The organism is Escherichia sp. F1 (assembly GCF_046764225.1).
GTDB classification, from domain to species: domain Bacteria; phylum Pseudomonadota; class Gammaproteobacteria; order Enterobacterales; family Enterobacteriaceae; genus Escherichia; species Escherichia coli.
In genome coordinates this window covers 567,331-588,970 of the sequence record NZ_CP177202.1, presented here as the reverse complement: position 1 = coordinate 588,970, position 21,640 = coordinate 567,331, and the positions used below count along the sequence as shown (strand labels likewise).

Genomic DNA, 21,640 nt, shown 5'->3' with positions numbered 1-21,640 from the left:
GTATTCTACTCGTAGCGACCTGTTATCGCAAGACGGTTAACATTACGCCGGGTATTCAACCACCAGGCGACGAGGCGCGACGCGGCCTTCATCGTCAATTTCGCCCATACCGATAAACTTGCCGTTCTCACCTTCTGTAACGCGAACCAGTCCTTCCAGCGGCGCACCGGATGTACGAACCGGGTTACCATTTTTGAAGTAAACAGAAGACGTTAACGGAAGATTCACCACCGGGTAGTCCGAAGCTGGACTGTCCATTGGCATCAGTAATGGATCAAGTAACTCCGCGGCTGGAATATCCTGCTGTTCGGCTTGTTCAACCAGTTCACGCAGATGTTCCAGGGTCACCATCCGTTCAACCGGATATTTACTTACCGCCAGACGACGCAGGTAAATAACATGCGCGCCACAACCGAGTTTTTCACCCAGGTCATCAATAATGGTGCGGATATAAGTGCCTTTTGAGCAGTGAATTTCCAGCTCCAGCTCATTGCCTTCGTGGCGAATAAACAGCAATTCATAAACGGTAATCGGGCGCGCTTCACGCGGTACTTCAATGCCCTGACGCGCATATTCGTACAGTTTTTTGCCCTGGTATTTCAGTGCTGAATACATCGATGGGATCTGTTCGATATCGCCACGGAAAGTATCCAGTGCCGCCGCCAGTTGCTCTGCGCTAAAGGTTACCGGACGTTCTTCAACGATTTGTCCATCGGCGTCAGACGTATCGGTACGCTGTCCAAGACGCGCAATCACCCGATAGCGTTTGTCGGAGTCCAGCAGATACTGGGAAAACTTCGTCGCTTCCCCGAGGCAAATTGGCAACATGCCAGTTGCCAGCGGGTCCAGCGCACCGGTATGCCCGGCACGGTTGGCGTTATAAATCCGTTTCACTTTTTGCAGCGCATCGTTGCTGGACATACCCTGCGGTTTATCCAGCAACAACACGCCGTTAATGTCGCGACCGCGACGACGAGGACGACTCATTAGTCCTCCTTGCTGTCGTCCGGGTTAACACGACGTTCTTCGTCATGTTTGACCACGCTGGTCACCAGGTTTGACATGCGCATCCCTTCAACCAGCGAGTTGTCGTAGAAGAAGGTCAGTTCCGGCACGATACGCAGGCGCATCGCTTTCCCCAACAGGCTGCGGATGAAACCAGAAGCTTCCTGCAGCGCTTTGATGCCCGCTTTAACCGCGTCTTCATCTTTGTCGTTGAGGAACGTCACATATACTTTGGCATACGCCAGGTCGCGAGACATTTCGACACCGGAAACGGTGGTCATCATGCCCAGGCGAGGATCTTTAATTTCACGCTGCAGGATGAGAGCGATCTCTTTTTGCATTTCCTGCGCTACGCGCTGCGGGCGACCAAATTCTTTCGCCATAATAAATTCTCCTGACAAAAAAGGGGCTGTTAGCCCCTTTTTAAAATTAATTTCAGGTGGAAGGGCTGTTCACGTTGGCCTGATAAGACGCGCCAGCGTCGCATCAGGCAATCCATGCCGGATGCGGCGTAAACGCCTTATCCCGCATGGAACCCTAAAAACCTTAAGCGATGGTACGTTGGATTTCGATGATTTCGAATACTTCGATCACATCGCCAGTGCGGACATCGTTGTAGTTCTTAACGCCGATACCACATTCCATACCGTTACGGACTTCGTTAACGTCATCTTTGAAGCGGCGCAGGGACTCCAGCTCGCCTTCGTAGATAACCACGTTGTCGCGCAGAACGCGGATCGGGTTGTGACGTTTAACCACACCTTCGGTAACCATACAACCTGCGATGGCACCAAATTTCGGTGATTTGAATACGTCACGAACTTCCGCCAGACCGATAATCTGTTGTTTCAGTTCCGGAGACAGCATACCGCTCATTGCCGCTTTCACTTCGTCGATCAGGTTATAGATGACGGAGTAGTAACGCAGATCCAGGCTTTCCGCTTCAATCACTTTACGTGCAGAGGCATCAGCACGTACGTTGAAGCCAACCAGGATGGCGTTGGACGCCGCAGCCAGGGTAGCGTCGGTTTCGGTGATACCACCTACGCCAGAACCGATGATCTTCACTTTAACTTCGTCAGTAGACAGTTTCAGCAAGGAGTCGGAGATAGCTTCCACAGAACCCTGTACGTCTGCCTTCAGGACGATATTCACTTCGTGAACTTCGCCTTCGGTCATGTTGGCGAACATGTTCTCGAGTTTAGATTTCTGCTGACGCGCCAGTTTAACTTCGCGGAATTTACCCTGACGATAGAGTGCAACTTCACGCGCTTTCTTCTCGTCACGTACAACGGTAACTTCATCACCCGCAGCCGGAACGCCGGACAGGCCGAGGATTTCCACCGGAATGGACGGACCCGCTTCCAGCACTTCCTGACCCAGTTCGTTACGCATCGCACGAACACGACCGTATTCGAAGCCACACAGAACGATATCGCCCTTGTGCAGAGTACCTTCACGTACCAGAACGGTAGCAACCGGACCACGACCTTTATCGAGGAAGGATTCGATAACCGCACCGCTCGCCATACCTTTACGTACCGCTTTCAGTTCCAGAACTTCCGCCTGCAGCAGGATAGCGTCCAGCAGCTCATCGATACCAGTACCCGCTTTCGCAGACACATGTACGAACTGGCTTTCACCGCCCCACTCTTCCGGCAGGACGCCGTACTGGGAGAGTTCGTTCTTAACGCGATCCGGATCGGCTTCTGGTTTATCGATCTTGTTCACTGCAACGACCACCGGAACCTGCGCCGCTTTCGCGTGCTGGATTGCTTCGATGGTCTGCGGCATTACGCCGTCGTCGGCAGCAACAACCAGGACTACGATGTCCGTTGCCTGCGCACCACGAGCACGCATTGAAGTAAACGCGGCGTGCCCCGGGGTGTCCAGGAAGGTGATCATGCCGTTTTCAGTTTCAACGTGGTATGCACCAATGTGCTGGGTAATGCCGCCCGCTTCGCCAGAGGCCACTTTCGTTGAACGAATGTAGTCCAGCAGAGAGGTTTTACCGTGGTCAACGTGACCCATGATGGTCACAACCGGCGCGCGCGGTTCAGCCGCTGCCCCCGTGTCACGGTCGCTCATTACCGCTTCTTCCAGCTCGTTTTCACGACGCAGGATAACTTTGTGGCCCATCTCTTCGGCAACCAGCTGTGCGGTTTCCTGGTCGATGACCTGGTTGATGGTCGCCATTGCGCCCAGCTTCATCATCGCTTTGATGACCTGAGAGCCTTTAACCGCCATCTTGTTCGCCAGTTCGCCAACGGTGATGGTTTCGCCGATCACAACGTCACGGTTAACGGCCTGAGCAGGCTTCTGGAAGCCTTGCTGCAGCGAAGAACCTTTACGTTTTCCGCCTTTACCGCCACGTACTGCTGCGCGTGCTTCTTCACGATCAGCTTTTGATTCAGCGTGTTTGTTGCCTTTCTTCGGACGCGCAGCTTTCGCGTTACGACCACGGCCACGGCCGCCTTCGACTTCACGATCGCTTTCGTCTTCTGCCTGGCGAGCATGTTGAGAAGTAGTGACGTGATAATCGCTGGAATCTTCAGTCGGTTCCGCGTTATCAGTCCATTTGTTTTCTTCCGCCATACGACGTGCTTCTTCAGCAACGCGACGTGCTTCTTCTTCGAGTTTACGACGCGCTTCTTCTTCGGCTTTACGCTTGAGCTCTGCAGCTTCCTGCTCACGGCGGGCTTTTTCAGCCTGGGCGTTTTTAGTCATATCGTCTTGTTGATTGCTCACTTTGTCTTTTTCCGCAGCTTCACGTTTCGCTTGTTCAGCAGCTTCACGCTTAGCTTGTTCTGCGGCCTCACGTTCAGCTTTTTGTTGCGCCTCGCGTTTAGCCGATTCTTCTGCCTCACGACGGGCTTGCTCTTCCGCTTCACGCTGCGCTTGCTCTTCCGCAGCAAGGCGTTCAGCCTCTTGCGGATCGCGTTTCACAAAGGTGCGTTTCTTGCGGACTTCGATTTGTACCGATTTGCTTTTTCCACCGGTACCAGGAATGTTAAGGGTGCTGCGTGTTTTACGTTGCAGCGTCAATTTGTCCGGGCCTGAATTTTTCTGATTCAGGTGGTCAATCAAAGTCTGTTTCTCTTGTGCGGACACAGAGTCGTCAGCAGACTTCCGGATACCTGCATCAGCAAATTGCTGTACCAGGCGTTCCACGGAGGTCTGTCGCTCTGCGGCCAGCGTTTTAATCGTTACATCTGTCATGCTGTTCCTTCCTGCTACAGTTTATTACGCTTCGTCACCGAACCAGCAAATATTACGGGCAGCCATAATCAGTGCTCCGGCTTTTTCGTCGGTCAACCCTTCGATATCAGCCAGATCATCAATGCCCTGTTCGGCGAGATCTTCCAGCGTACAAACGCCACGGGCGGCCAGTTTGAATGCCAAATCACGATCTATCCCTTCAAGGTTCAGCAGATCGTCAGCCGGTTTGTTATCACCGAGGCTTTCTTCCTGGGCCTGTGCAATGGTGGCCAGTGCATTTTTAGCACGCTCGCGCAGTGCTTCAACGGTCGGCTCATCAAGGCCTTCGATTTCCAACAGCTCTTTCATCGGCACATAGGCCAGTTCTTCCAGCGTCGAGAAGCCTTCTTCTACCAGAACAGTCGCGAAGTCTTCGTCGATGTCGAGATATTTGGTGAAGGTGTCGATCGCTGCGTGCGCTTCCGCCTGATGCTTAGCCTGCAGGTCGTCAACGGTCATCACGTTGAGTTCCCAACCGCTCAGCTGCGAAGCCAGACGCACGTTCTGACCATTACGGCCAATCGCCTGCGCCAGGTTACCGGCTTCAACGGCGATATCCATGGTGTGTTTATCTTCATCCACCACGATAGAAGCAACGTCTGCCGGTGCCATTGCGTTAATCACGAACTGCGCCGGGTTATCATCCCACAGGACGATATCGATACGCTCGCCGCCCAGTTCAGTAGAAACCGCCTGAACACGCGCGCCACGCATACCTACGCAAGCACCTACCGGATCGATACGTTTATCGTTGGTTTTCACCGCGATTTTCGCACGAGAACCCGGATCGCGAGCCGCTGCTTTAATTTCAATCACTTCTTCGCCGATTTCCGGCACTTCAATGCGGAACAGTTCGATCAGCATTTCCGGCTTGGAACGGGTGACGAACAGTTGCGCGCCACGCGCTTCCGGGCGAACGGAATAGAGCACGCCACGAACGCGGTCGCCAGGACGGAAGTTTTCACGCGGCAGCATATCTTCGCGCAGGATCACGGCTTCAGCATTGTTGCCCAGATCCAGAGAGATGTTGTCGCGGTTTACTTTTTTCACCACGCCGGTGATGATTTCACCTTCGTGTTCACGGAACTGATCAACCACCATCGCACGTTCGGCTTCACGCACTTTCTGCACGATAACCTGTTTTGCCGTCTGGGTGGTGATACGGTCAAAGGTAACAGACTCAATCTGATCTTCAACGTAATCGCCCAGGTTCAGGCTTTCATCTTCATAACGTGCGGCTTCAAGGGTGATTTCCTTGGTCGGCTGGGTGACTTCATCAACAACTAACCAGCGACGGAAGGTGTCAAAATCACCGCTTTTGCGATCGATCTGTACACGGACGTCGATCTCTTGCTCATATTTTTTCTTTGTTGCTGTCGCCAGCGCGCTTTCCAATGCTTCGAAAATCTTCTCGCGAGGTAGCGCCTTTTCATTGGATACGGCTTCAACTACAGCCAAAATTTCTTTGTTCATCGCGGGCTTTTCACCTCATCCAGACTATTAAAAGTGGGGAACCAGGTTCGCCTTCTGGATATTACTCAGCGCGAACACTTCATCTTTACCTTCGACGGTAACTGTGATCATTTCACCGTCTACCGCTTTGATAACGCCCTGCCATTTACGACGGTTTTGTACCGCCATGCGGAGAACCAGAGTCACCTCTTCTCCGACGAAACGGGCGTAGTGTTCAGCCGTGAACAGTGGGCGATCGAGACCCGGTGAGGAGACTTCCAGGTTATAAGCAACGGTGATGGGATCTTCAACATCCAGCACAGCACTTACCTGGTGGCTCACATCAGCACAATCATCAACATTGATGCCATCTTCACTATCAATATAGATGCGCAGTGTGGATGTGCGACCGCGAATAAATTCGATGCCAACCAGTTCAAAACCCAGGGCCTCAACTGGCGCAGTAATCATCTCTGTTAATTTTTGCTCTAATGTGGACAAGCCCACCCCCAAGACATAAAAAAAGGGCCTAAAGCCCAGTTATTCTGTAGTCAGATAACAAAAAACCCCGATAAATCGGGGCTTTATATAACTGAACCCTATAACCGCAACTGCGGTCTGGAGCACTTTCCAGAAGGATTTTTTCAAATCCCACTACGAAGGCCGAAGTCTTCACAGTATATTTGAAAAAGGACTCTAAGGGAAAGTGGTTGCGGGGGCCGGATTTGAACCGACGACCTTCGGGTTATGAGCCCGACGAGCTACCAGGCTGCTCCACCCCGCGCCTGAAACGTGGCAAATTCTACTCGTTTTGGGTAAAAAATGCAAATACTGCTGGGATTTGGTGTACCGAGACGGGACGTAAAATCTGCAGGCATTATAGTGATCCATGCCACATTTTGTCAACGTTTATTGCTAATCACGTGAATGAATATCCGGTTCACTTTCATTTGTTGAATACTTTTGCCTTCTCCTGCTCTCCCTTAAGCGCATTATTTTACAAAAAACACACTAAACTCTTCCTGTCTCCGATAAAAGATGATTAAATGAAAACTCATTTATTTTGCATAAAAATTCAGTGAGAGCGGAAATCCAGGCTCATCATCAGTTAATTAAGCAGGGTGTTATTTTATGACGACGATTCTCAAGCATCTCCCGGTAGGTCAACGTATTGGTATCGCTTTTTCCGGCGGTCTGGACACCAGTGCCGCACTGCTGTGGATGCGACAAAAGGGAGCGGTTCCTTATGCATATACTGCAAACCTGGGCCAGCCAGACGAAGAGGATTATGATGCGATCCCTCGTCGTGCCATGGAATACGGCGCGGAGAACGCACGTCTGATCGACTGCCGCAAACAACTGGTGGCCGAAGGTATTGCCGCTATTCAGTGTGGCGCATTTCATAACACCACCGGCGGCCTGACCTATTTCAACACGACGCCGCTGGGCCGCGCCGTGACTGGTACCATGCTGGTTGCTGCCATGAAAGAAGATGGCGTGAATATCTGGGGTGACGGTAGCACCTATAAAGGAAACGATATCGAACGTTTCTATCGTTATGGTCTGCTGACCAATGCTGAACTGCAGATTTACAAACCGTGGCTTGATACTGACTTTATTGATGAACTGGGCGGCCGTCATGAGATGTCTGAATTTATGATTGCCTGCGGTTTCGACTACAAAATGTCTGTCGAAAAAGCCTACTCCACGGACTCCAACATGCTTGGTGCAACGCATGAAGCGAAGGATCTGGAATACCTCAACTCCAGCGTCAAAATCGTCAATCCAATTATGGGCGTGAAGTTTTGGGATGAGAGCGTGAAAATCCCGGCAGAAGAAGTCACAGTACGCTTTGAGCAAGGTCATCCGGTGGCGCTGAACGGTAAAACCTTTAGCGACGACGTAGAAATGATGCTGGAAGCTAACCGCATCGGCGGTCGTCACGGCCTGGGCATGAGCGACCAGATTGAAAACCGTATCATCGAAGCAAAAAGCCGCGGCATTTATGAAGCCCCTGGGATGGCACTGCTGCACATTGCGTATGAACGTTTGTTGACCGGTATTCACAACGAAGACACCATTGAGCAGTATCACGCGCATGGTCGTCAGTTGGGTCGTCTGCTGTACCAGGGACGTTGGTTTGACTCCCAGGCGCTGATGCTGCGGGACTCTCTGCAACGCTGGGTTGCCAGCCAGATCACTGGTGAAGTTACTCTGGAGCTGCGCCGCGGGAACGATTATTCAATCCTGAATACCGTCTCAGAGAACCTGACCTACAAGCCAGAGCGTCTGACGATGGAAAAAGGCGACTCGGTGTTCTCGCCAGATGATCGTATCGGTCAATTGACCATGCGTAACCTGGATATCACCGATACCCGCGAGAAACTTTTCGGTTATGCCAAAACTGGCCTGCTCTCCTCCTCTGCCGCTTCAGGCGTGCCGCAGGTGGAGAATCTGGAAAATAAAGGCCAGTAATTCGACATCAACCCTGCCCTTCAGGGGTGGGGTTACCTTGCTTATCCTCTGTAAACTCCTTTCTGAGCATCACATAATCGAAAACATCATGGTTTGCATCCACAACCCGTGAGTCTCCTTTATAGTGTGCAATCACTTCCTCCAGCGTTTTCGGTTGTTCCGGCTTTGTTACCCCCATCCACGCATTAATCAGGTAATTATTGTACGCAGTGGAAAAGATATCGTTTTCCGTTGTGCGATCCACGCCATCCCCAAGAACGGGGCTATACCAGATAAACATCGGGACATGATATGCCTGCTGGCTAGCCTCCCTGCCTCCATGAAAATAGACGTTCTTCTTCGTAGGGTCACGTTCCAGGCCGTGGTCGGCAAAATACATGACCGAGGCGCGGCGATCTTTTAATAATTCAAAAACCTGACCTAGCAAACTATCTGTGTAATGAATGGAGTTGTCATAGCAGGCATCCTGATCGTCCTGCGGTTGAAACACGGCGCTGGATTGCGGATAGGCGCTACAAGCCGGTTCATGGCTTCCATTTAAATGAAGAACAATCAGTTTCTTTTGCTGCGTATTTTGCTGTAATGCTTGCGATAAATGCGGCAACAACAATTCATCAAATCCTCTGACATAGACTGTTTCCATGGCGCGCATGGCGATACTGGTAACTGCTGTACCATTCTGCCGAAAAGCGGATTGCGAGCTTAGCCAGAAAGTCTGAAATCCTGCTTGATTAGCCATATTAATAATGTTGTCCGGGTAATTATGAATGTCATGACTCAAAACAGAATCAGCAGTTAAAGAAAGGGGAACCGACAGCGCAGTGTAAGGTGCACCGCTTATTGCTTGATTAAACAGTTTGATCTGTTTTCTTTGTGCTTCGACTTGCGGTGTCGTAGAGCGTGTATATCCATACAAAGACATATTGTCGACACGTACAGACTCCCCCACAATCAACACGTAGGTATCAATACCTGTATCCCTGACTGATAATTGAAAATACGGCACCGTGTTTGCAATTGAGAGTAATCTTTGATGCTCTTTCGCTGCTAAAGCAAAATAATTGAGATTGAAAAACGGCGTATAGGTAGCAAATCGCGACGCTAGTATATATGGACTGAACGCTTTTTTATTTTTTGCATCTTTATAAGCAAATTGACAAGCGGAAAATAAACTGCCCGAAATGACAATCAGCAATAATATTCCTGTCACTTTTTTCGTCGGCAAGGAAACATCATATTTTATTATTACTGCAAAAAAAAGAAGGGATAAAAAGGCAAAAGCACATAGATAAGGGATATACATCCCCAGCATTTTGACAACTTCATCCGGATCACTCTGCAGCACGCTAATCGCAAATCCATCATTGAAAGTTGTACCAAAGGTACACCATGAATAGAGGCTAATACTCATGTCTGCCGCTGTCAGTAACACAAATGGTGCGGCAACAAGCAGGCGAAGCGGAAGGGATGATATACGTTTAACAACCAGGATGGTCAGAACGAAGAACAGCAATCGCTGAACCATATGCGCTCCGGAAGAGGCGACTAAGTTCGTAATACCAAAAACAATAACACAAAGATACAACAACCAATGAGATTTAAAACTTCTAACAAATTTGTTGAATACTGTCATCCAGAAATCCAAGTTCACAACCAATATAAACAATTATCAACAATGTTCAATTTTATATCAGACATGTTTTTCAACTCTGATCCATATCAGACCGAAACACTGTTAGTTTTTTCTTTTTAAATGATGCGGCCATTGCGTTCTCAGTAATTAAATAACATTATCAATGCGTCTCTAAACATTACGCAGAACGTAGCCATCAGTAGTTATACTGACAGGAGCAGGATGGTTTATCGAGAAGTAAACATATCCGTATTCGTACCGGAACTGGAGTTGACACAATAAAGTGCCAATTATGTCAGCAGTAGGGAAAAGTTTATAACTAAGGCGTACCGGCACCATCGTTTCAAAGTACCAGCTACGAGTAAAGCAACTGGACGAGATACAGATACCTGACAACCATTCCTCAGACCAGGACCAAAACGAAAAAAGACGCTTTTCAGCGTCTCTTTTCTGGAATTTGGTACCGAGGACGGGACTTGAACCCGTAAGCCCTATTGGGCACTACCACCTCAAGGTAGCGTGTCTACCAATTCCACCACCTCGGCACGGATACTACTTTTTAGTTCGGGATATCGCTGGTCGGCTTAGCCGGAGCAGCTGGCTGAGTTTGTTCGGTGTTCGCCGGCGCACTCAGGTTTTCCCATTCGCTACCTTTATTGGTTTTATTGCTATTGATGTTACCCAGCACCAGACTGATGATGAAGAATAACGTTGCCAGCAGCGCCGTCATGCGGGTCATGAAGTTACCAGAACCACTTGAACCAAACAGCGTAGCGGAAGCGCCTGCTCCGAAGGAGGCTCCCATATCAGCGCCTTTACCTTGCTGCAGCATGATCAGACCAACAAGGCCAATTGCCACAATAAGGAAAACTACTAAAAGAGCTTCGTACATAATCAACCTGTTCCTTGCGGAGTTGCCGCGTACCAATGCTTCAACCAATAAAGCGGGAGTTTTTAATCTTTCCCACTGAAGCGGGTGTGAATACTAACCAAAGCGAATGACCTTCGCAAGGGCAATTTTATTGCATTGTATCAACTGCGGAAAAAAACAGCAAAATCGATGTGTTCGCTGAGAAAAAAGGCGACTATCGCCGCCTTTTTAGCCAGTTATTTATCGTTTTAAACGGCTTTTACTGCATCGGCGATGCGGTGTGCAAATTCAGTCACCTGCGCTTCGTCTTCGCCTTCCACCATCACGCGAATTAACGGTTCGGTGCCGGATTTACGCAACAGCACACGTCCACGGCTACCCAGCGCCGCTTCAACTTCTGCGGTCACAGCTTTGACTGATTCATGCTCCAGCGGATCGCCGCTACCTGCGGTGTAACGCACGTTTACCAGGATTTGCGGGAACATTTTCATGCCGCTGCAAAGGTCGTGCAGGCTCATATGGTTACGCGCCATCGCCGCCAGCACCTGCAAGCCAGCAACGATACCGTCACCGGTAGTGGTTTTATCCAGCAGGATCACATGACCGGAGTTCTCTGCACCGATACGCCAGCCTTTCTCCTGCATTTTTTCCAGTACGTAGCGGTCACCCACTTTCGCGCGCGCAAATGGAATACCTAACTGCTTCAGCGCCAGTTCAAGCCCCATGTTGCTCATCAATGTCCCCACAGCGCCACCACGCAGCTGGCCCTGACGAAGACCTTCACGCGCGATAATATACATGATCTGATCGCCATCGACTTTATTGCCTTCATGGTCAACCATAATCACGCGATCGCCGTCGCCGTCAAAGGCAATACCGAGATCCGCTTTTTCAGCCAGCACACGAGCCTGTAGCGCGCGAATGTCGGTAGCCCCCACTTCGGCATTGATGTTTACACCGTTCGGCTCACAACCGATAGCGATAACGTTCGCTCCCAGTTCACGCAGCACGTTCGGCGCGATGTGATAAGTCGCACCGTTTGCACAATCCACCACAATCTTCAGTTCACTGAGGCTAAGTTCGTTTGGGAACGTGGCTTTGCAAAACTCGATATAGCGACCCGCAGCATCAACGATACGGCTGGCTTTACCCAGTTCTGCCGAATCAACGCAGCTGATCTCTTTTTCCATTTCCGCTTCGATGGCCTCTTCAACTGCATCCGGCAGTTTAGTGCCGTCGATAGAGAAGAATTTAATGCCGTTATCGTAGAACGGGTTATGCGATGCAGAAATCACAATGCCGGCCTCTGCGCGGAAGGTACGCGTCAGATAAGCCACGGCCGGTGTGGGCATCGGACCAGTGAAGAGTGCGGAAAGGCCCGCAGCCGCCAGACCAGCTTCCAGTGCTGACTCCAGCATATAGCCAGAAATACGCGTGTCTTTACCAATGATGATTTTACGGGAGCCGTGGCGCGCCAGCACTTTACCCGCGGCCCAACCCAGCTTAAGCACAAAATCAGGGGTGATCGGCGCATCCCCTACACGACCACGAATCCCATCGGTACCGAAATATTTACGATTACTCATAGCGTTTGTTTTCCTTTGCAGACAGAGTGGCTTCCACCACCCGCATCGCTTCTACCGTTTCTTTGACGTCATGAACACGAATGATATGCGCGCCTTGCATAGCGGCAATGACCGCACAAGCCAGACTACCGCTCAGACGCTCGGACGGCCCCACGTTCAGCAGCTGCCCAATCATCGATTTTCGTGACATACCCACCAACAGCGGCAGGTTGAAATGGTGAAATTCAGCCAGGCGCGCCAGTAATGAATAGTTATGGGAGAGATTTTTACCGAAACCGAATCCGGGGTCGAGCAACAATTTCTCTTTTGCGATACCCGCCTGCTCGCAACGTGCTATTTGCTCAATAAAATAGCGATTCACTTCCGCAAAGACATCGTCATACTTCGGGGCTTCCTGCATGGTCTTTGGATTTCCCTGCATATGCATCAGACAAACCGGTAAACCGGTTTCTGCAGCTGCCTCCAGAGCCCCTGGTTCGGAAAGGGAGCGGATATCGTTAATAATGTGAGCGCCAACTTTCGCTGACTCACGGATGACTTCTGGTTTGGATGTATCGACCGAGATCCAGACTTCGAAGCGTTGAGCAATTGCCTCAATCACAGGAATAACACGTTGCAACTCTTCTTCAACGCTAACTTCCGCCGCTCCTGGGCGCGTGGACTCGCCACCAACGTCAATGATCGTCGCGCCAGCGTTGATCATCAGATTCGCATGTTTCACCGCATCTATCAGCGAGTTATGCGTGCCACCATCCGAAAAGGAATCAGGCGTGACGTTGAGGATCCCCATTACGTGAGGATGGCTAAGGTCCAGTGAAGTGCCCTGGGCAAAGAGTTTCATGGTGTTATCCCTGGTATGAATTGATAAGAAAAAACCCCGGAGCACGCCCCGGGGTTTTCGGTACAAATACAGTCATCTGATGCGGGAACTTACTTGTCGCCTAACTGCTCTGACATGGTGTTACCCGGGTTCGGCGTACGCGGTTCATCAACCGGACGAGGAGCCTTTGGACTACCATTGTCGCCAGAATTGTTAGAAGCGCCTGGTTCTTCCCAGCCCGCTGGCGGACGTACATCGCGACGTGCCATCAGGTCATCAATCTGCGGTGCGTCGATAGTCTCATATTTCATGAGAGCATCTTTCATCGCATGCAGAATATCCATATTGTCGGTCAGAAGCTGACGCGCACGATTATAGTTACGCTCAATCAGTGCTTTCACTTCCTGGTCGATGATACGTGCAGTTTCATCAGACATATGTTTCGCTTTCGCTACGCTACGGCCGAGGAACACTTCACCTTCTTCTTCCGCGTACAGCAGTGGACCCAATTTCTCAGAGAAGCCCCACTGAGTCACCATGTTACGTGCCAGGTTGGTCGCAACTTTAATATCGTTGGACGCACCGGTAGAAACATGTTCCGGCCCGTAGATGATCTCTTCTGCCAGACGACCACCGTACAGCGTAGAAATCTGGCTTTCCAGTTTCTGACGGCTGGCGCTGATTGCGTCGCCCTCAGGCAAGAAGAAAGTTACACCCAGCGCACGACCGCGTGGGATAATCGTCACTTTGTGCACCGGATCGTGTTCCGGCACCAGGCGACCGATAATCGCGTGACCCGCTTCGTGGTAAGCCGTCGATTCTTTCTGCGCTTCCGTCATCACCATGGAGCGACGTTCCGCACCCATCATGATTTTGTCTTTCGCTTTCTCGAACTCAACCATCGACACAACGCGTTTGTTGCCACGAGCAGCGAACAGTGCCGCTTCGTTCACCAGGTTCGCCAGGTCAGCACCGGAGAAACCAGGAGTACCACGGGCAATGATTGCCGCGTCGATATCGGGTGCCAATGGTACGCGACGCATGTGAACTTTCAGGATCTGCTCACGACCGCGAACATCTGGCAAGCCAACCACAACCTGACGGTCGAAACGGCCAGGACGCAGCAGCGCCGGGTCAAGAACGTCCGGACGGTTAGTCGCGGCGATAACGATGATACCTTCGTTACCTTCGAAGCCATCCATCTCAACCAGCATCTGGTTCAGAGTCTGTTCACGTTCATCGTGACCACCGCCCAGGCCTGCGCCACGCTGGCGGCCTACGGCGTCGATTTCATCGATAAAGATGATACACGGTGCCGCTTTCTTCGCCTGTTCGAACATGTCACGAACACGGGATGCACCCACACCGACGAACATTTCGACGAAGTCAGAACCGGAGATAGTAAAGAACGGAACTTTCGCTTCGCCTGCAATCGCTTTCGCCAGCAGCGTTTTACCGGTACCCGGAGGACCGACCATCAGGACGCCTTTCGGGATCTTACCGCCGAGTTTCTGGAAGCGGCTCGGCTCGCGCAGATACTCAACCAGTTCAGCAACTTCTTCTTTTGCTTCGTCGCAGCCCGCAACGTCAGCAAAGGTCGTTTTGATCTGATCTTCCGTCAGCATGCGCGCTTTGCTCTTACCAAACGACATGGCACCTTTGCCACCGCCGCCCTGCATTTGACGCATGAAGAAGATCCAGACACCAATCAGCAACAGCATCGGGAACCAGGAGATGAAGATAGAAGCCAGCAGGCTTGGTTCTTCAGGCGGTTCACCGACAACCTTGACGTTCTTGGTCAACAGGTTATCCAGTAATTTCGGATCCTGAACCGGAATGTAAGTGGTATAACGGTTACTATCTTTCTTGGTAACGTTGATTTCACGTCCGTTGATACGCGCTTCACGAACCTGGTCGTTATTGACCTCTTGTAGGAAGGTAGAGTAATCCACCTTACGGCCATTAGACTCGCTGGGCCCAAAGCTCTGGAATACTGACATCAGCACAACGGCAATGACCAGCCAGAGTATTAGGTTTTTCGCCATGTCACTCAAGGGATTAACCTCTTATTACAACTGTGTTAAAAACAGCGTCAGGATACTCTATATCCAGCATCTTTCAAACTTTCGTCTGAAATCTCCCGGTTAGGGTTTACGCCCGGTCGCTACAATATACACTTCCCGCGAACGTGCACGAGAAGAGTCCGGCTTACGAACTTTGACCTTCGTAAACAGGGAGCGAATTTCCCTTAGATACTCATCGAAACCTTCGCCCTGGAACACCTTCACTACAAAACTGCCACCTGGCGCTAATACATCACGACACATTTCTAGCGCCAGTTCCACCAGATACATGGCACGGGGGATATCCACCGCCGGTGTTCCGCTCATGTTTGGTGCCATATCGGACATGACAACCTGGACTTTGCTGTCGCCAACGCGCTCCAGCAGTGCTTTCATCACCAGTTCATCACGAAAATCGCCCTGAAGAAAGTCCACACCAACGATAGGATCCATAGGTAAAAGATCGCAAGCGATGATACGGCCTTTGCCGCCAATTTGGGTGACCACATATTGTGACCAACCACCCGGCGCAGCACCAAGGTCGACAACCGTCATTCCCGGTTTAAAGAGTTTGTCACTTTGCTGTATTTCATCAAGTTTAAACCAGGCACGGGAACGTAACCCCTTTTTCTGTGCCTGTTGAACATATTTATCGCTAAAGTGTTCCTGAAGCCAGCGGCTGGAGCTGGCAGAACGCTTCTTACCTGTCATTTAACTTTCCCATTGGGATAACTCATCGTAACCAATTGCGTAAATTTTTACGCGCCTATTTGGTGATATATGGGAGATGGCGGTAGAATGACCCGTTTTCAATCCCAACGTAAGCAAAAAATACGATGAATCTGAGTACTAAACAAAAACAGCACCTGAAAGGTCTGGCACATCCGCTCAAGCCAGTTGTTCTGCTTGGCAGTAATGGTTTGACCGAAGGGGTGCTGGCCGAGATTGAACAAGCGTTAGAGCACCATGAACTCATCAAGGTGAAAATCGCCACCGAAGATCGCGAAACTAAAACCTTGATCGTGGAAGCTATCGTGCGCGAAACCGGCGCCTGTAATGTACAGGTCATCGGTAAAACGCTGGTGCTTTATCGCCCAACTAAAGAACGTAAAATCTCGCTGCCACGCTAAGATTATCCTAAAGTTACACACATTTGCTGTGTAAAACGAGGGGTTTTCCGCAGGCAGGAGAGCAAAATGCCACGCTCTGTTCGTTGATAAAAGGCCGCATAGCGGCCTTTTTCCTTTCTTTACAATACATCAACATCTTGAGTATTGGGTAATTCTTACAGGTATTCCACCTTAATTACTTCAAATTCTACTTCGCCGCCCGGCGTTTTGATGACCACAACATCATCTTCTTCTTTGCCGATCAGGCCACGAGCAATAGGTGAGTTTACAGAAATCAGGTTTTGTTTAAAGTCAGCTTCGTCATCGCCAACGATGCGATAAGTCTGTTCTTCGTCAGAATCGAGATTCAGCACCGTTACGGTAGCACCAAAAATAACGCGCCCATTGTTGGGCATTTTGGTGACATCAATCACCTGCGCGTTCGACAGCTTGGCTTCGATGTCTTTGATACGGCCTTCGCAGAAGCCCTGCTGTTCACGAGCTGCGTGGTATTCGGCGTTTTCTTTCAGGTCGCCATGCTCACGCGCTTCCGCGATAGCAGCAATGATTTCAGGACGGCGCACAGATTTCAGAAAATCCAGCTCTTCGCGTAATTTTTCAGCGCCGCGTAAGGTCATCGGAATAGCTTGCATTTGTTATACCTCTTGAATATTCCTGATGGGGCAAGTCTTCACCCACCCCGGCTGTTCGGCCTGCCCGGCATAACTCCTCACCGGGACCAGAAGCAAAAAAATACCGACCCGGGTACAAGTCCCAGGTCAGCTACAATTCACATTTTGATAGTCATTTTACCCTGAAGTTCCCGAAGGGTCATCGTTTACTTTATAGGGCGTTGCGCCGTAGTATGACGGCTCGATTCCAGGTTGTTAGCGCGAGATTATGCGATTTTCCAGATTTATCATCGGATTGACCAGCTGTATAGCGTTCAGTGTTCAGGCCGCAAATGTTGATGAGTACATTACTCAACTCCCCGCTGGTGCCAACCTTGCCCTGATGGTGCAAAAAGTCGGCGCGTCGGCCCCCGCTATTGATTACCACAGTCAGCAGATGGCGCTGCCCGCCAGTACGCAGAAAGTGATTACTGCACTGGCGGCGTTGATTCAACTCGGCCCCGATTTTCGTTTTACCACGACGCTTGAAACCAAAGGCAATGTGGAAAACGGCGTACTTAAGGGTGACTTAGTGGCGCGATTTGGTGCCGATCCGACGTTAAGACGTCAGGATATTCGCAATATGGTCGCGACTTTGAAAAAATCTGGCGTCAACCAAATCGATGGCAATGTGTTTATAGATACCTCCATTTTCGCCAGCCACGATAAAGCCCCCGGCTGGCCATGGAATGACATGACACAATGCTTTAGCGCTCCGCCTGCCGCCGCCATAGTTGACCGCAACTGTTTCTCCGTCTCGCTCTACAGTGCCCCAAAACCTGGTGATATGGCTTTTATACGCGTGGCATCTTATTACCCCGTTACGATGTTCAGCCAGGTACGCACCCTCCCCCGTGGTTCTGCCGAAGCGCAATACTGCGAACTGGATGTCGTACCAGGCGACCTGAACCGCTTTACGCTGACGGGATGCCTGCCACAACGTTCTGAGCCGCTCCCGTTGGCTTTTGCCGTACAGGATGGAGCCAGCTATGCCGGGGCAATTCTGAAAGATGAGTTAAAACAGGCGGGTATCACCTGGAGCGGAACACTGCTGCGCCAGACTCAGGTTAACGAACCTGGAACGGTAGTTGCCAGTAAACAGTCGGCCCCGCTGCACGATCTGCTTAAGATTATGCTGAAAAAGTCAGACAACATGATCGCCGATACGGTTTTCCGCATGATAGGCCATGCGCGCTTCAATGTGCCTGGAACATGGCGGGCCGGGTCGGACGCCGTGCGTCAGATCCTGCGCCAGCAAGCCGGTGTCGATATTGGAAATACCATTATTGCCGATGGTTCAGGGCTTTCGCGGCATAACCTGATTGCCCCCGCCACCATGATGCAGGTGCTGCAATACATTGCCCAACACGACAATGAACTTAACTTTATCTCCATGCTGCCGCTGGCGGGCTATGACGGCTCTTTGCAGTACCGTGCAGGTCTGCATCAGGCGGGCGTGGATGGCAAAGTCTCAGCGAAAACCGGTTCGTTGCAGGGGGTATATAACCTGGCGGGATTCATTACCACAGCGAGCGGGCAACGAATGGCATTTGTACAATATCTTTCTGGCTATGCAGTAGAACCGGCGGATCAGCGTAATCGCCGTATTCCGTTGGTACGTTTTGAAAGCCGTTTGTATAAAGATATTTACCAGAACAATTAGTCTAAAGAGAAACCCCGGCGCATGGCCGGGGTTTTGCTGATTAACGCTTGTAAATGAACTCAACGCCTTCTTCGTCGTCTTCGTCCCAATCGTCATCCCAGTCTTCATCATCCTCTTCAGCAATCTCTTCAAGCTGCTGGCGGTGATAATCATCCCACATGAATTCGACTTTCTCTGGCTGTTTCGCTTCTTCAGCCTGCACGACCGGGTTTTCAATGATAAAGGTCATCACATCCCAGCAGAGATCTTTCACGCCCAGTCCGCTCGCCGCAGAGATCAGATAATATTTATCTTCCCAGCCCAGCGCTTCAGCGATCGCTTTCGCTTTCTCTTCGGCTTCTACCTTATCCAGCAGATCGATCTTGTTGAAGACTAACCAACGCGGTTTCGCCGCCAGATCCTGGCTGTATTTTTCCAGCTCGCTGATAATAATACGCGCGTTTTCAACCGGATCGGTGCCGTCAATCGGATCGATATCGATGAGGTGCAACAGGACGCGGCAACGTTCCAGGTGCTTCAGGAAGCGAATGCCCAGACCTGCGCCTTCCGCAGCGCCTTCAATCAGTCCTGGAATATCGGCAACAACGAAGCTCTTTTCGTTGTCCATTCGTACCACACCCAGACTTGGCACCAGAGTGGTAAACGGATAATCCGCCACTTTCGGTTTAGCCGCCGATACCGCACGAATAAAGGTCGATTTACCCGCGTTTGGCATCCCCAACATACCGACGTCAGCCAGCAGCATCAGCTCCAGCAGCAGCTCACGCTTATCGCCCGGCGTACCGTTAGTTTTCTGCCGTGGTGTACGGTTAACTGACGATTTGAAACGGGTATTGCCCAGACCGTGCCAGCCGCCCTTAGCAACCAGCAGACGCTGACCGTGTTTGGTCATATCGCCCATGGTTTCACCGGTACCCTGGTCGATTACACGCGTACCTACCGGCACTTTAATCGTCACGTCTTTACCGCGCTTACCGGTACAGTCGCGGCTTGCGCCATTCTGACCACGCTCTGCGCGGAAAGATTTTTCAAAACGATAATCGATAAGCGTGTTCAGGTTCTCGTCGGCTTCCATCCATACGTCACCGCCGTCACCGCCGTCGCCGCCATCCGGGCCGCCTTTCGGAATATACTTTTCGCGGCGGAAGCTCACGCAACCATTACCGCCATCACCTGCAACGACCAGAATCGATGCTTCATCAACAAACTTCATTTTATTCTCCGTAAATCATTCGCCTGCGCGGGGTTGCGATACCACCGTTGTATGCTTACGTAATCCGCCCCAAATACGATGACCAATGGCGGAATACATCGCGCCCGCAACCACGACAAACGCACCGAGATAACCTAAAAGGTTTAACATCGGTCTGGCGAAGAAATCGGGCCAGGCCAGTGATAAAAGATCTGAAAAAAACAGCGTAAACAGTGGGGTGAGCGTGATGATCGCGCTCACCTGCGCTGCCTGCCAGCGAGCCATCGCTTCCGCCAGGGCGCCATATCCTACCAAGGTATTCAGTCCGCAAAAAATTAAACATGCGAGCTGCCAGTGGCTAAGCTGCGCTATCACTCCAGGCTTTGCCAGAGGGAAGAGCGCAATTGTACATAAAGCGTACAGTAAAAACAGGATCTGCGGTGAGGCCAGCCGACGCAATAAAACCTTTTGCGCCACGCCATAACTCACCCAAACCGTCGCCGCACCGACCCCAAAGATAACTCCCCAGGTGTAATCGGTGAGCTTTGTAAATATCTCGACCAGACTAGTGTTAAAAAACATCACCAGGCCGCTCAGGAGCATCAATGCCCCTACAACCTGAGTGCTGCGCATTTTCTCTTTCAGGATAAATACGCTGGCAACCATCATGCCAACTGGCGAGAGTTGTCCAATCACCTGCGAAGCGGTCGGACTCAGGTATTGCAAGGATGAGCTGAACAGGATGAAGTTCCCAAACAACCCGGCGGTCGCCACTGCCAACAAAATCAACCAGCGTGGCTTACGAAACACGCGTAATGGCGGCAACCTCTTCTTCACCGCAAGAATGGCACCCAGGCCAATACTCGCCATCAAGAAACGGTAAAACACGATTGTCGGAGGTTCCATCACCTCCAGCACCTGCTTCATTGCGATTGGCAACGCCCCCCAGCAAATTGCTGTGGTGAGCGCCAAAAGAATGCCAATGCCTGCCTGCTGCTTCATACCGTATTCCCTGCAAAGCGCATTTGCGGATTAACGTCGCACCATGCGCATTTTTACCGGTTATCGAATGTAAAAAGCCCCGCAACGTGTTGCGGGGCTTTCATCCGTTACCGGGACGCGAAAAACTTATTCAGCTTCGATGCTGATAAATTTACGGTTTTTCGGGCCTTTAACTTCGAATTTCACTTTACCGTCTGCTTTAGCAAACAGAGTGTGGTCACGACCGCAACCTACGTTAGCGCCAGCGTGGAATTTGGTACCACGTTGACGAACGATGATGCTACCCGCCAGAACGGATTCGCCACCGAAACGCTTAACGCCCAGGCGTTTAGCTTCTGAATCGCGACCGTTACGTGTGGAGCCGCCAGCCTTTTTATGTGCCATTTGAAATCTCTCCTCAGGTCTTAGGCGCTGATGCCAGTAATTTTCACATCAGTGAACCACTGACGATGGCCCTGCTGCTTACGATAGTGTTTACGACGACGAAACTTAACGATTTTAACTTTCTCGCCACGACCGTGAGCAACAACTTCAGCTTTGATTACGCCGCCATCAACGAAAGGAACGCCGATTTTGACTTCTTCACCGTTTGCGATCATCAGCACTTCAGCGAACTCAACAGTTTCGCCAGTTGCGATGTCCAGCTTTTCCAGGCGAACGGTCTGACCTTCGCTTACTCGGTGTTGTTTACCACCACTTTGGAAAACCGCGTACATATAAAACTCCGCTTCCGCGCACACCTTTTCAATGATTCAGAGTGCGCTATAAATATTCACAATAGGGCGCGAATATTACGCAAAACGCACGCCTTTGACAAGTGCTACAGTCAATACACGAAGA

19 protein-coding genes and 2 tRNA genes are annotated in these 21,640 nt (G+C 50.8%); 3 read left to right on the top strand and 18 right to left on the bottom strand.

Going from position 1 to position 21,640, the window contains the following annotated elements; translation table 11 throughout:
* Nucleotides 1–42 precede the first annotated feature (42 nt).
* From truB to ACK8NJ_RS02735, 6 genes are all read right to left on the bottom strand, one after another.
* Nucleotides 43–987 (bottom strand): tRNA pseudouridine(55) synthase TruB, encoded by a 945-nt coding sequence (gene truB / locus ACK8NJ_RS02760; RefSeq protein ID WP_000089698.1) that lies wholly within the window; start codon nt 985–987, stop codon nt 43–45.
* Complete coding sequence (rbfA, locus tag ACK8NJ_RS02755; RefSeq protein ID WP_001040205.1) at nt 987–1,388, bottom strand: 30S ribosome-binding factor RbfA; 402 nt, start codon at nt 1,386–1,388, stop codon at nt 987–989. The genes truB and rbfA overlap by 1 nt, the downstream gene beginning before the upstream one ends.
* Before the next feature lie 163 nt (nt 1,389–1,551).
* On the bottom strand, nt 1,552–4,224 hold the full coding sequence (infB, locus tag ACK8NJ_RS02750; RefSeq protein ID WP_411962091.1) for a translation initiation factor IF-2: 2,673 nt from the start codon (nt 4,222–4,224) through the stop codon (nt 1,552–1,554).
* A 24-nt stretch (nt 4,225–4,248) separates the two neighbouring features.
* Nucleotides 4,249–5,736 carry a transcription termination factor NusA gene (gene nusA, locus ACK8NJ_RS02745; protein ID WP_001031055.1) on the bottom strand — a complete coding sequence of 496 codons (1,488 nt, stop codon included), beginning with the start codon at nt 5,734–5,736 and terminating at the stop codon, nt 4,249–4,251.
* Nucleotides 5,737–5,763: 27 nt separating this feature from the next.
* Complete coding sequence (gene rimP, locus ACK8NJ_RS02740) at nt 5,764–6,216, bottom strand: ribosome maturation factor RimP (protein ID WP_001300397.1); 453 nt, start codon at nt 6,214–6,216, stop codon at nt 5,764–5,766.
* A gap of 206 nt (nt 6,217–6,422) precedes the next feature.
* A tRNA-Met gene (locus tag ACK8NJ_RS02735) sits at nt 6,423–6,499 on the bottom strand.
* Nucleotides 6,500–6,846: 347 nt separating this feature from the next.
* Here ACK8NJ_RS02735 and argG point away from each other — a divergent pair.
* Nucleotides 6,847–8,190: an argininosuccinate synthase gene (gene argG, locus ACK8NJ_RS02730; protein WP_000207680.1), complete on the top strand. Its 1,344-nt coding sequence runs from the start codon at nt 6,847–6,849 to the stop codon at nt 8,188–8,190.
* 7 nt (nt 8,191–8,197) lie between these two features.
* On the opposite strand, the gene ACK8NJ_RS02725 is transcribed toward argG, so the two are convergent.
* The 7 genes from ACK8NJ_RS02725 to rlmE form a co-directional block, all read right to left on the bottom strand.
* Complete coding sequence (locus ACK8NJ_RS02725) at nt 8,198–9,823, bottom strand: phosphoethanolamine transferase (RefSeq protein WP_170898202.1); 1,626 nt, start codon at nt 9,821–9,823, stop codon at nt 8,198–8,200.
* Between the two features lie 458 nt (nt 9,824–10,281).
* Nucleotides 10,282–10,368: transfer RNA gene (locus ACK8NJ_RS02720), tRNA-Leu, on the bottom strand.
* 14 nt (nt 10,369–10,382) lie between these two features.
* Nucleotides 10,383–10,715 (bottom strand): preprotein translocase subunit SecG, encoded by a 333-nt coding sequence (secG, locus tag ACK8NJ_RS02715; RefSeq protein WP_001316672.1) that lies wholly within the window; start codon nt 10,713–10,715, stop codon nt 10,383–10,385.
* A gap of 227 nt (nt 10,716–10,942) precedes the next feature.
* Nucleotides 10,943–12,280: a phosphoglucosamine mutase gene (gene glmM / locus ACK8NJ_RS02710; protein ID WP_000071130.1), complete on the bottom strand. Its 1,338-nt coding sequence runs from the start codon at nt 12,278–12,280 to the stop codon at nt 10,943–10,945.
* Nucleotides 12,273–13,121, bottom strand: a complete 849-nt coding sequence (gene folP / locus ACK8NJ_RS02705) for a dihydropteroate synthase (RefSeq protein WP_000764722.1) — start codon at nt 13,119–13,121, stop codon at nt 12,273–12,275. The genes glmM and folP overlap by 8 nt, the downstream gene beginning before the upstream one ends.
* Before the next feature lie 89 nt (nt 13,122–13,210).
* Nucleotides 13,211–15,145, bottom strand: a complete 1,935-nt coding sequence (ftsH, locus tag ACK8NJ_RS02700; protein ID WP_001107467.1) for an ATP-dependent zinc metalloprotease FtsH — start codon at nt 15,143–15,145, stop codon at nt 13,211–13,213.
* Between the two features lie 99 nt (nt 15,146–15,244).
* The gene (gene rlmE / locus ACK8NJ_RS02695; protein ID WP_000145975.1) at nt 15,245–15,874 is read right to left on the bottom strand and encodes a 23S rRNA (uridine(2552)-2'-O)-methyltransferase RlmE; all 630 of its coding nucleotides are present in this window, start codon (nt 15,872–15,874) and stop codon (nt 15,245–15,247) included.
* Between the two features lie 125 nt (nt 15,875–15,999).
* On the opposite strand from rlmE, the gene yhbY reads away from it, so the two are divergent.
* The gene (yhbY, locus tag ACK8NJ_RS02690; RefSeq protein ID WP_001054420.1) at nt 16,000–16,293 is read left to right on the top strand and encodes a ribosome assembly RNA-binding protein YhbY; all 294 of its coding nucleotides are present in this window, start codon (nt 16,000–16,002) and stop codon (nt 16,291–16,293) included.
* A gap of 155 nt (nt 16,294–16,448) precedes the next feature.
* Here yhbY and greA read toward each other — a convergent pair whose 3' ends face one another.
* The gene (gene greA, locus ACK8NJ_RS02685; protein WP_001148001.1) at nt 16,449–16,925 is read right to left on the bottom strand and encodes a transcription elongation factor GreA; all 477 of its coding nucleotides are present in this window, start codon (nt 16,923–16,925) and stop codon (nt 16,449–16,451) included.
* Nucleotides 16,926–17,172: 247 nt separating this feature from the next.
* On the opposite strand from greA, the gene dacB reads away from it, so the two are divergent.
* Nucleotides 17,173–18,606, top strand: coding sequence for a serine-type D-Ala-D-Ala carboxypeptidase (dacB, locus tag ACK8NJ_RS02680; RefSeq protein ID WP_001212633.1), 1,434 nt, complete (start codon nt 17,173–17,175; stop codon nt 18,604–18,606).
* Nucleotides 18,607–18,646: 40 nt separating this feature from the next.
* Here dacB and cgtA read toward each other — a convergent pair whose 3' ends face one another.
* From cgtA to rplU, 4 genes are all read right to left on the bottom strand, one after another.
* Nucleotides 18,647–19,819 (bottom strand): Obg family GTPase CgtA, encoded by a 1,173-nt coding sequence (gene cgtA / locus ACK8NJ_RS02675; RefSeq protein ID WP_000673572.1) that lies wholly within the window; start codon nt 19,817–19,819, stop codon nt 18,647–18,649.
* 15 nt (nt 19,820–19,834) lie between these two features.
* A complete protein-coding gene (locus ACK8NJ_RS02670; RefSeq protein ID WP_000813030.1) occupies nt 19,835–20,800 on the bottom strand; it encodes a DMT family transporter in 966 nt (321 codons plus the stop codon).
* Nucleotides 20,801–20,926: 126 nt separating this feature from the next.
* Nucleotides 20,927–21,184, bottom strand: coding sequence for a 50S ribosomal protein L27 (gene rpmA / locus ACK8NJ_RS02665; protein WP_000940595.1), 258 nt, complete (start codon nt 21,182–21,184; stop codon nt 20,927–20,929).
* Between the two features lie 20 nt (nt 21,185–21,204).
* Nucleotides 21,205–21,516, bottom strand: a complete 312-nt coding sequence (rplU, locus tag ACK8NJ_RS02660) for a 50S ribosomal protein L21 (protein WP_000271401.1) — start codon at nt 21,514–21,516, stop codon at nt 21,205–21,207.
* Between the last annotated feature and the right edge of the window lie 124 nt (nt 21,517–21,640).

Coding starts and splice junctions, on each gene's coding strand:
- truB (WP_000089698.1), bottom strand. CDS start 987: ATGAGTCGTCCTCGTCGTCGCGGTCGCGACATTAACGGCGTGTTGTTG.
- rbfA (WP_001040205.1), bottom strand. CDS start 1,388: ATGGCGAAAGAATTTGGTCGCCCGCAGCGCGTAGCGCAGGAAATGCAA.
- infB (WP_411962091.1), bottom strand. CDS start 4,224: ATGACAGATGTAACGATTAAAACGCTGGCCGCAGAGCGACAGACCTCC.
- nusA (WP_001031055.1), bottom strand. CDS start 5,736: ATGAACAAAGAAATTTTGGCTGTAGTTGAAGCCGTATCCAATGAAAAG.
- argG (WP_000207680.1), top strand. CDS start 6,847: ATGACGACGATTCTCAAGCATCTCCCGGTAGGTCAACGTATTGGTATC.
- ACK8NJ_RS02725 (WP_170898202.1), bottom strand. CDS start 9,823: ATGACAGTATTCAACAAATTTGTTAGAAGTTTTAAATCTCATTGGTTG.
- secG (WP_001316672.1), bottom strand. CDS start 10,715: ATGTACGAAGCTCTTTTAGTAGTTTTCCTTATTGTGGCAATTGGCCTT.
- glmM (WP_000071130.1), bottom strand. CDS start 12,280: ATGAGTAATCGTAAATATTTCGGTACCGATGGGATTCGTGGTCGTGTA.
- folP (WP_000764722.1), bottom strand. CDS start 13,121: ATGAAACTCTTTGCCCAGGGCACTTCACTGGACCTTAGCCATCCTCAC.
- ftsH (WP_001107467.1), bottom strand. CDS start 15,145: ATGGCGAAAAACCTAATACTCTGGCTGGTCATTGCCGTTGTGCTGATG.
- rlmE (WP_000145975.1), bottom strand. CDS start 15,874: ATGACAGGTAAGAAGCGTTCTGCCAGCTCCAGCCGCTGGCTTCAGGAA.
- yhbY (WP_001054420.1), top strand. CDS start 16,000: ATGAATCTGAGTACTAAACAAAAACAGCACCTGAAAGGTCTGGCACAT.
- greA (WP_001148001.1), bottom strand. CDS start 16,925: ATGCAAGCTATTCCGATGACCTTACGCGGCGCTGAAAAATTACGCGAA.
- dacB (WP_001212633.1), top strand. CDS start 17,173: ATGCGATTTTCCAGATTTATCATCGGATTGACCAGCTGTATAGCGTTC.
- cgtA (WP_000673572.1), bottom strand. CDS start 19,819: ATGAAGTTTGTTGATGAAGCATCGATTCTGGTCGTTGCAGGTGATGGC.
- ACK8NJ_RS02670 (WP_000813030.1), bottom strand. CDS start 20,800: ATGAAGCAGCAGGCAGGCATTGGCATTCTTTTGGCGCTCACCACAGCA.
- rpmA (WP_000940595.1), bottom strand. CDS start 21,184: ATGGCACATAAAAAGGCTGGCGGCTCCACACGTAACGGTCGCGATTCA.
- rplU (WP_000271401.1), bottom strand. CDS start 21,516: ATGTACGCGGTTTTCCAAAGTGGTGGTAAACAACACCGAGTAAGCGAA.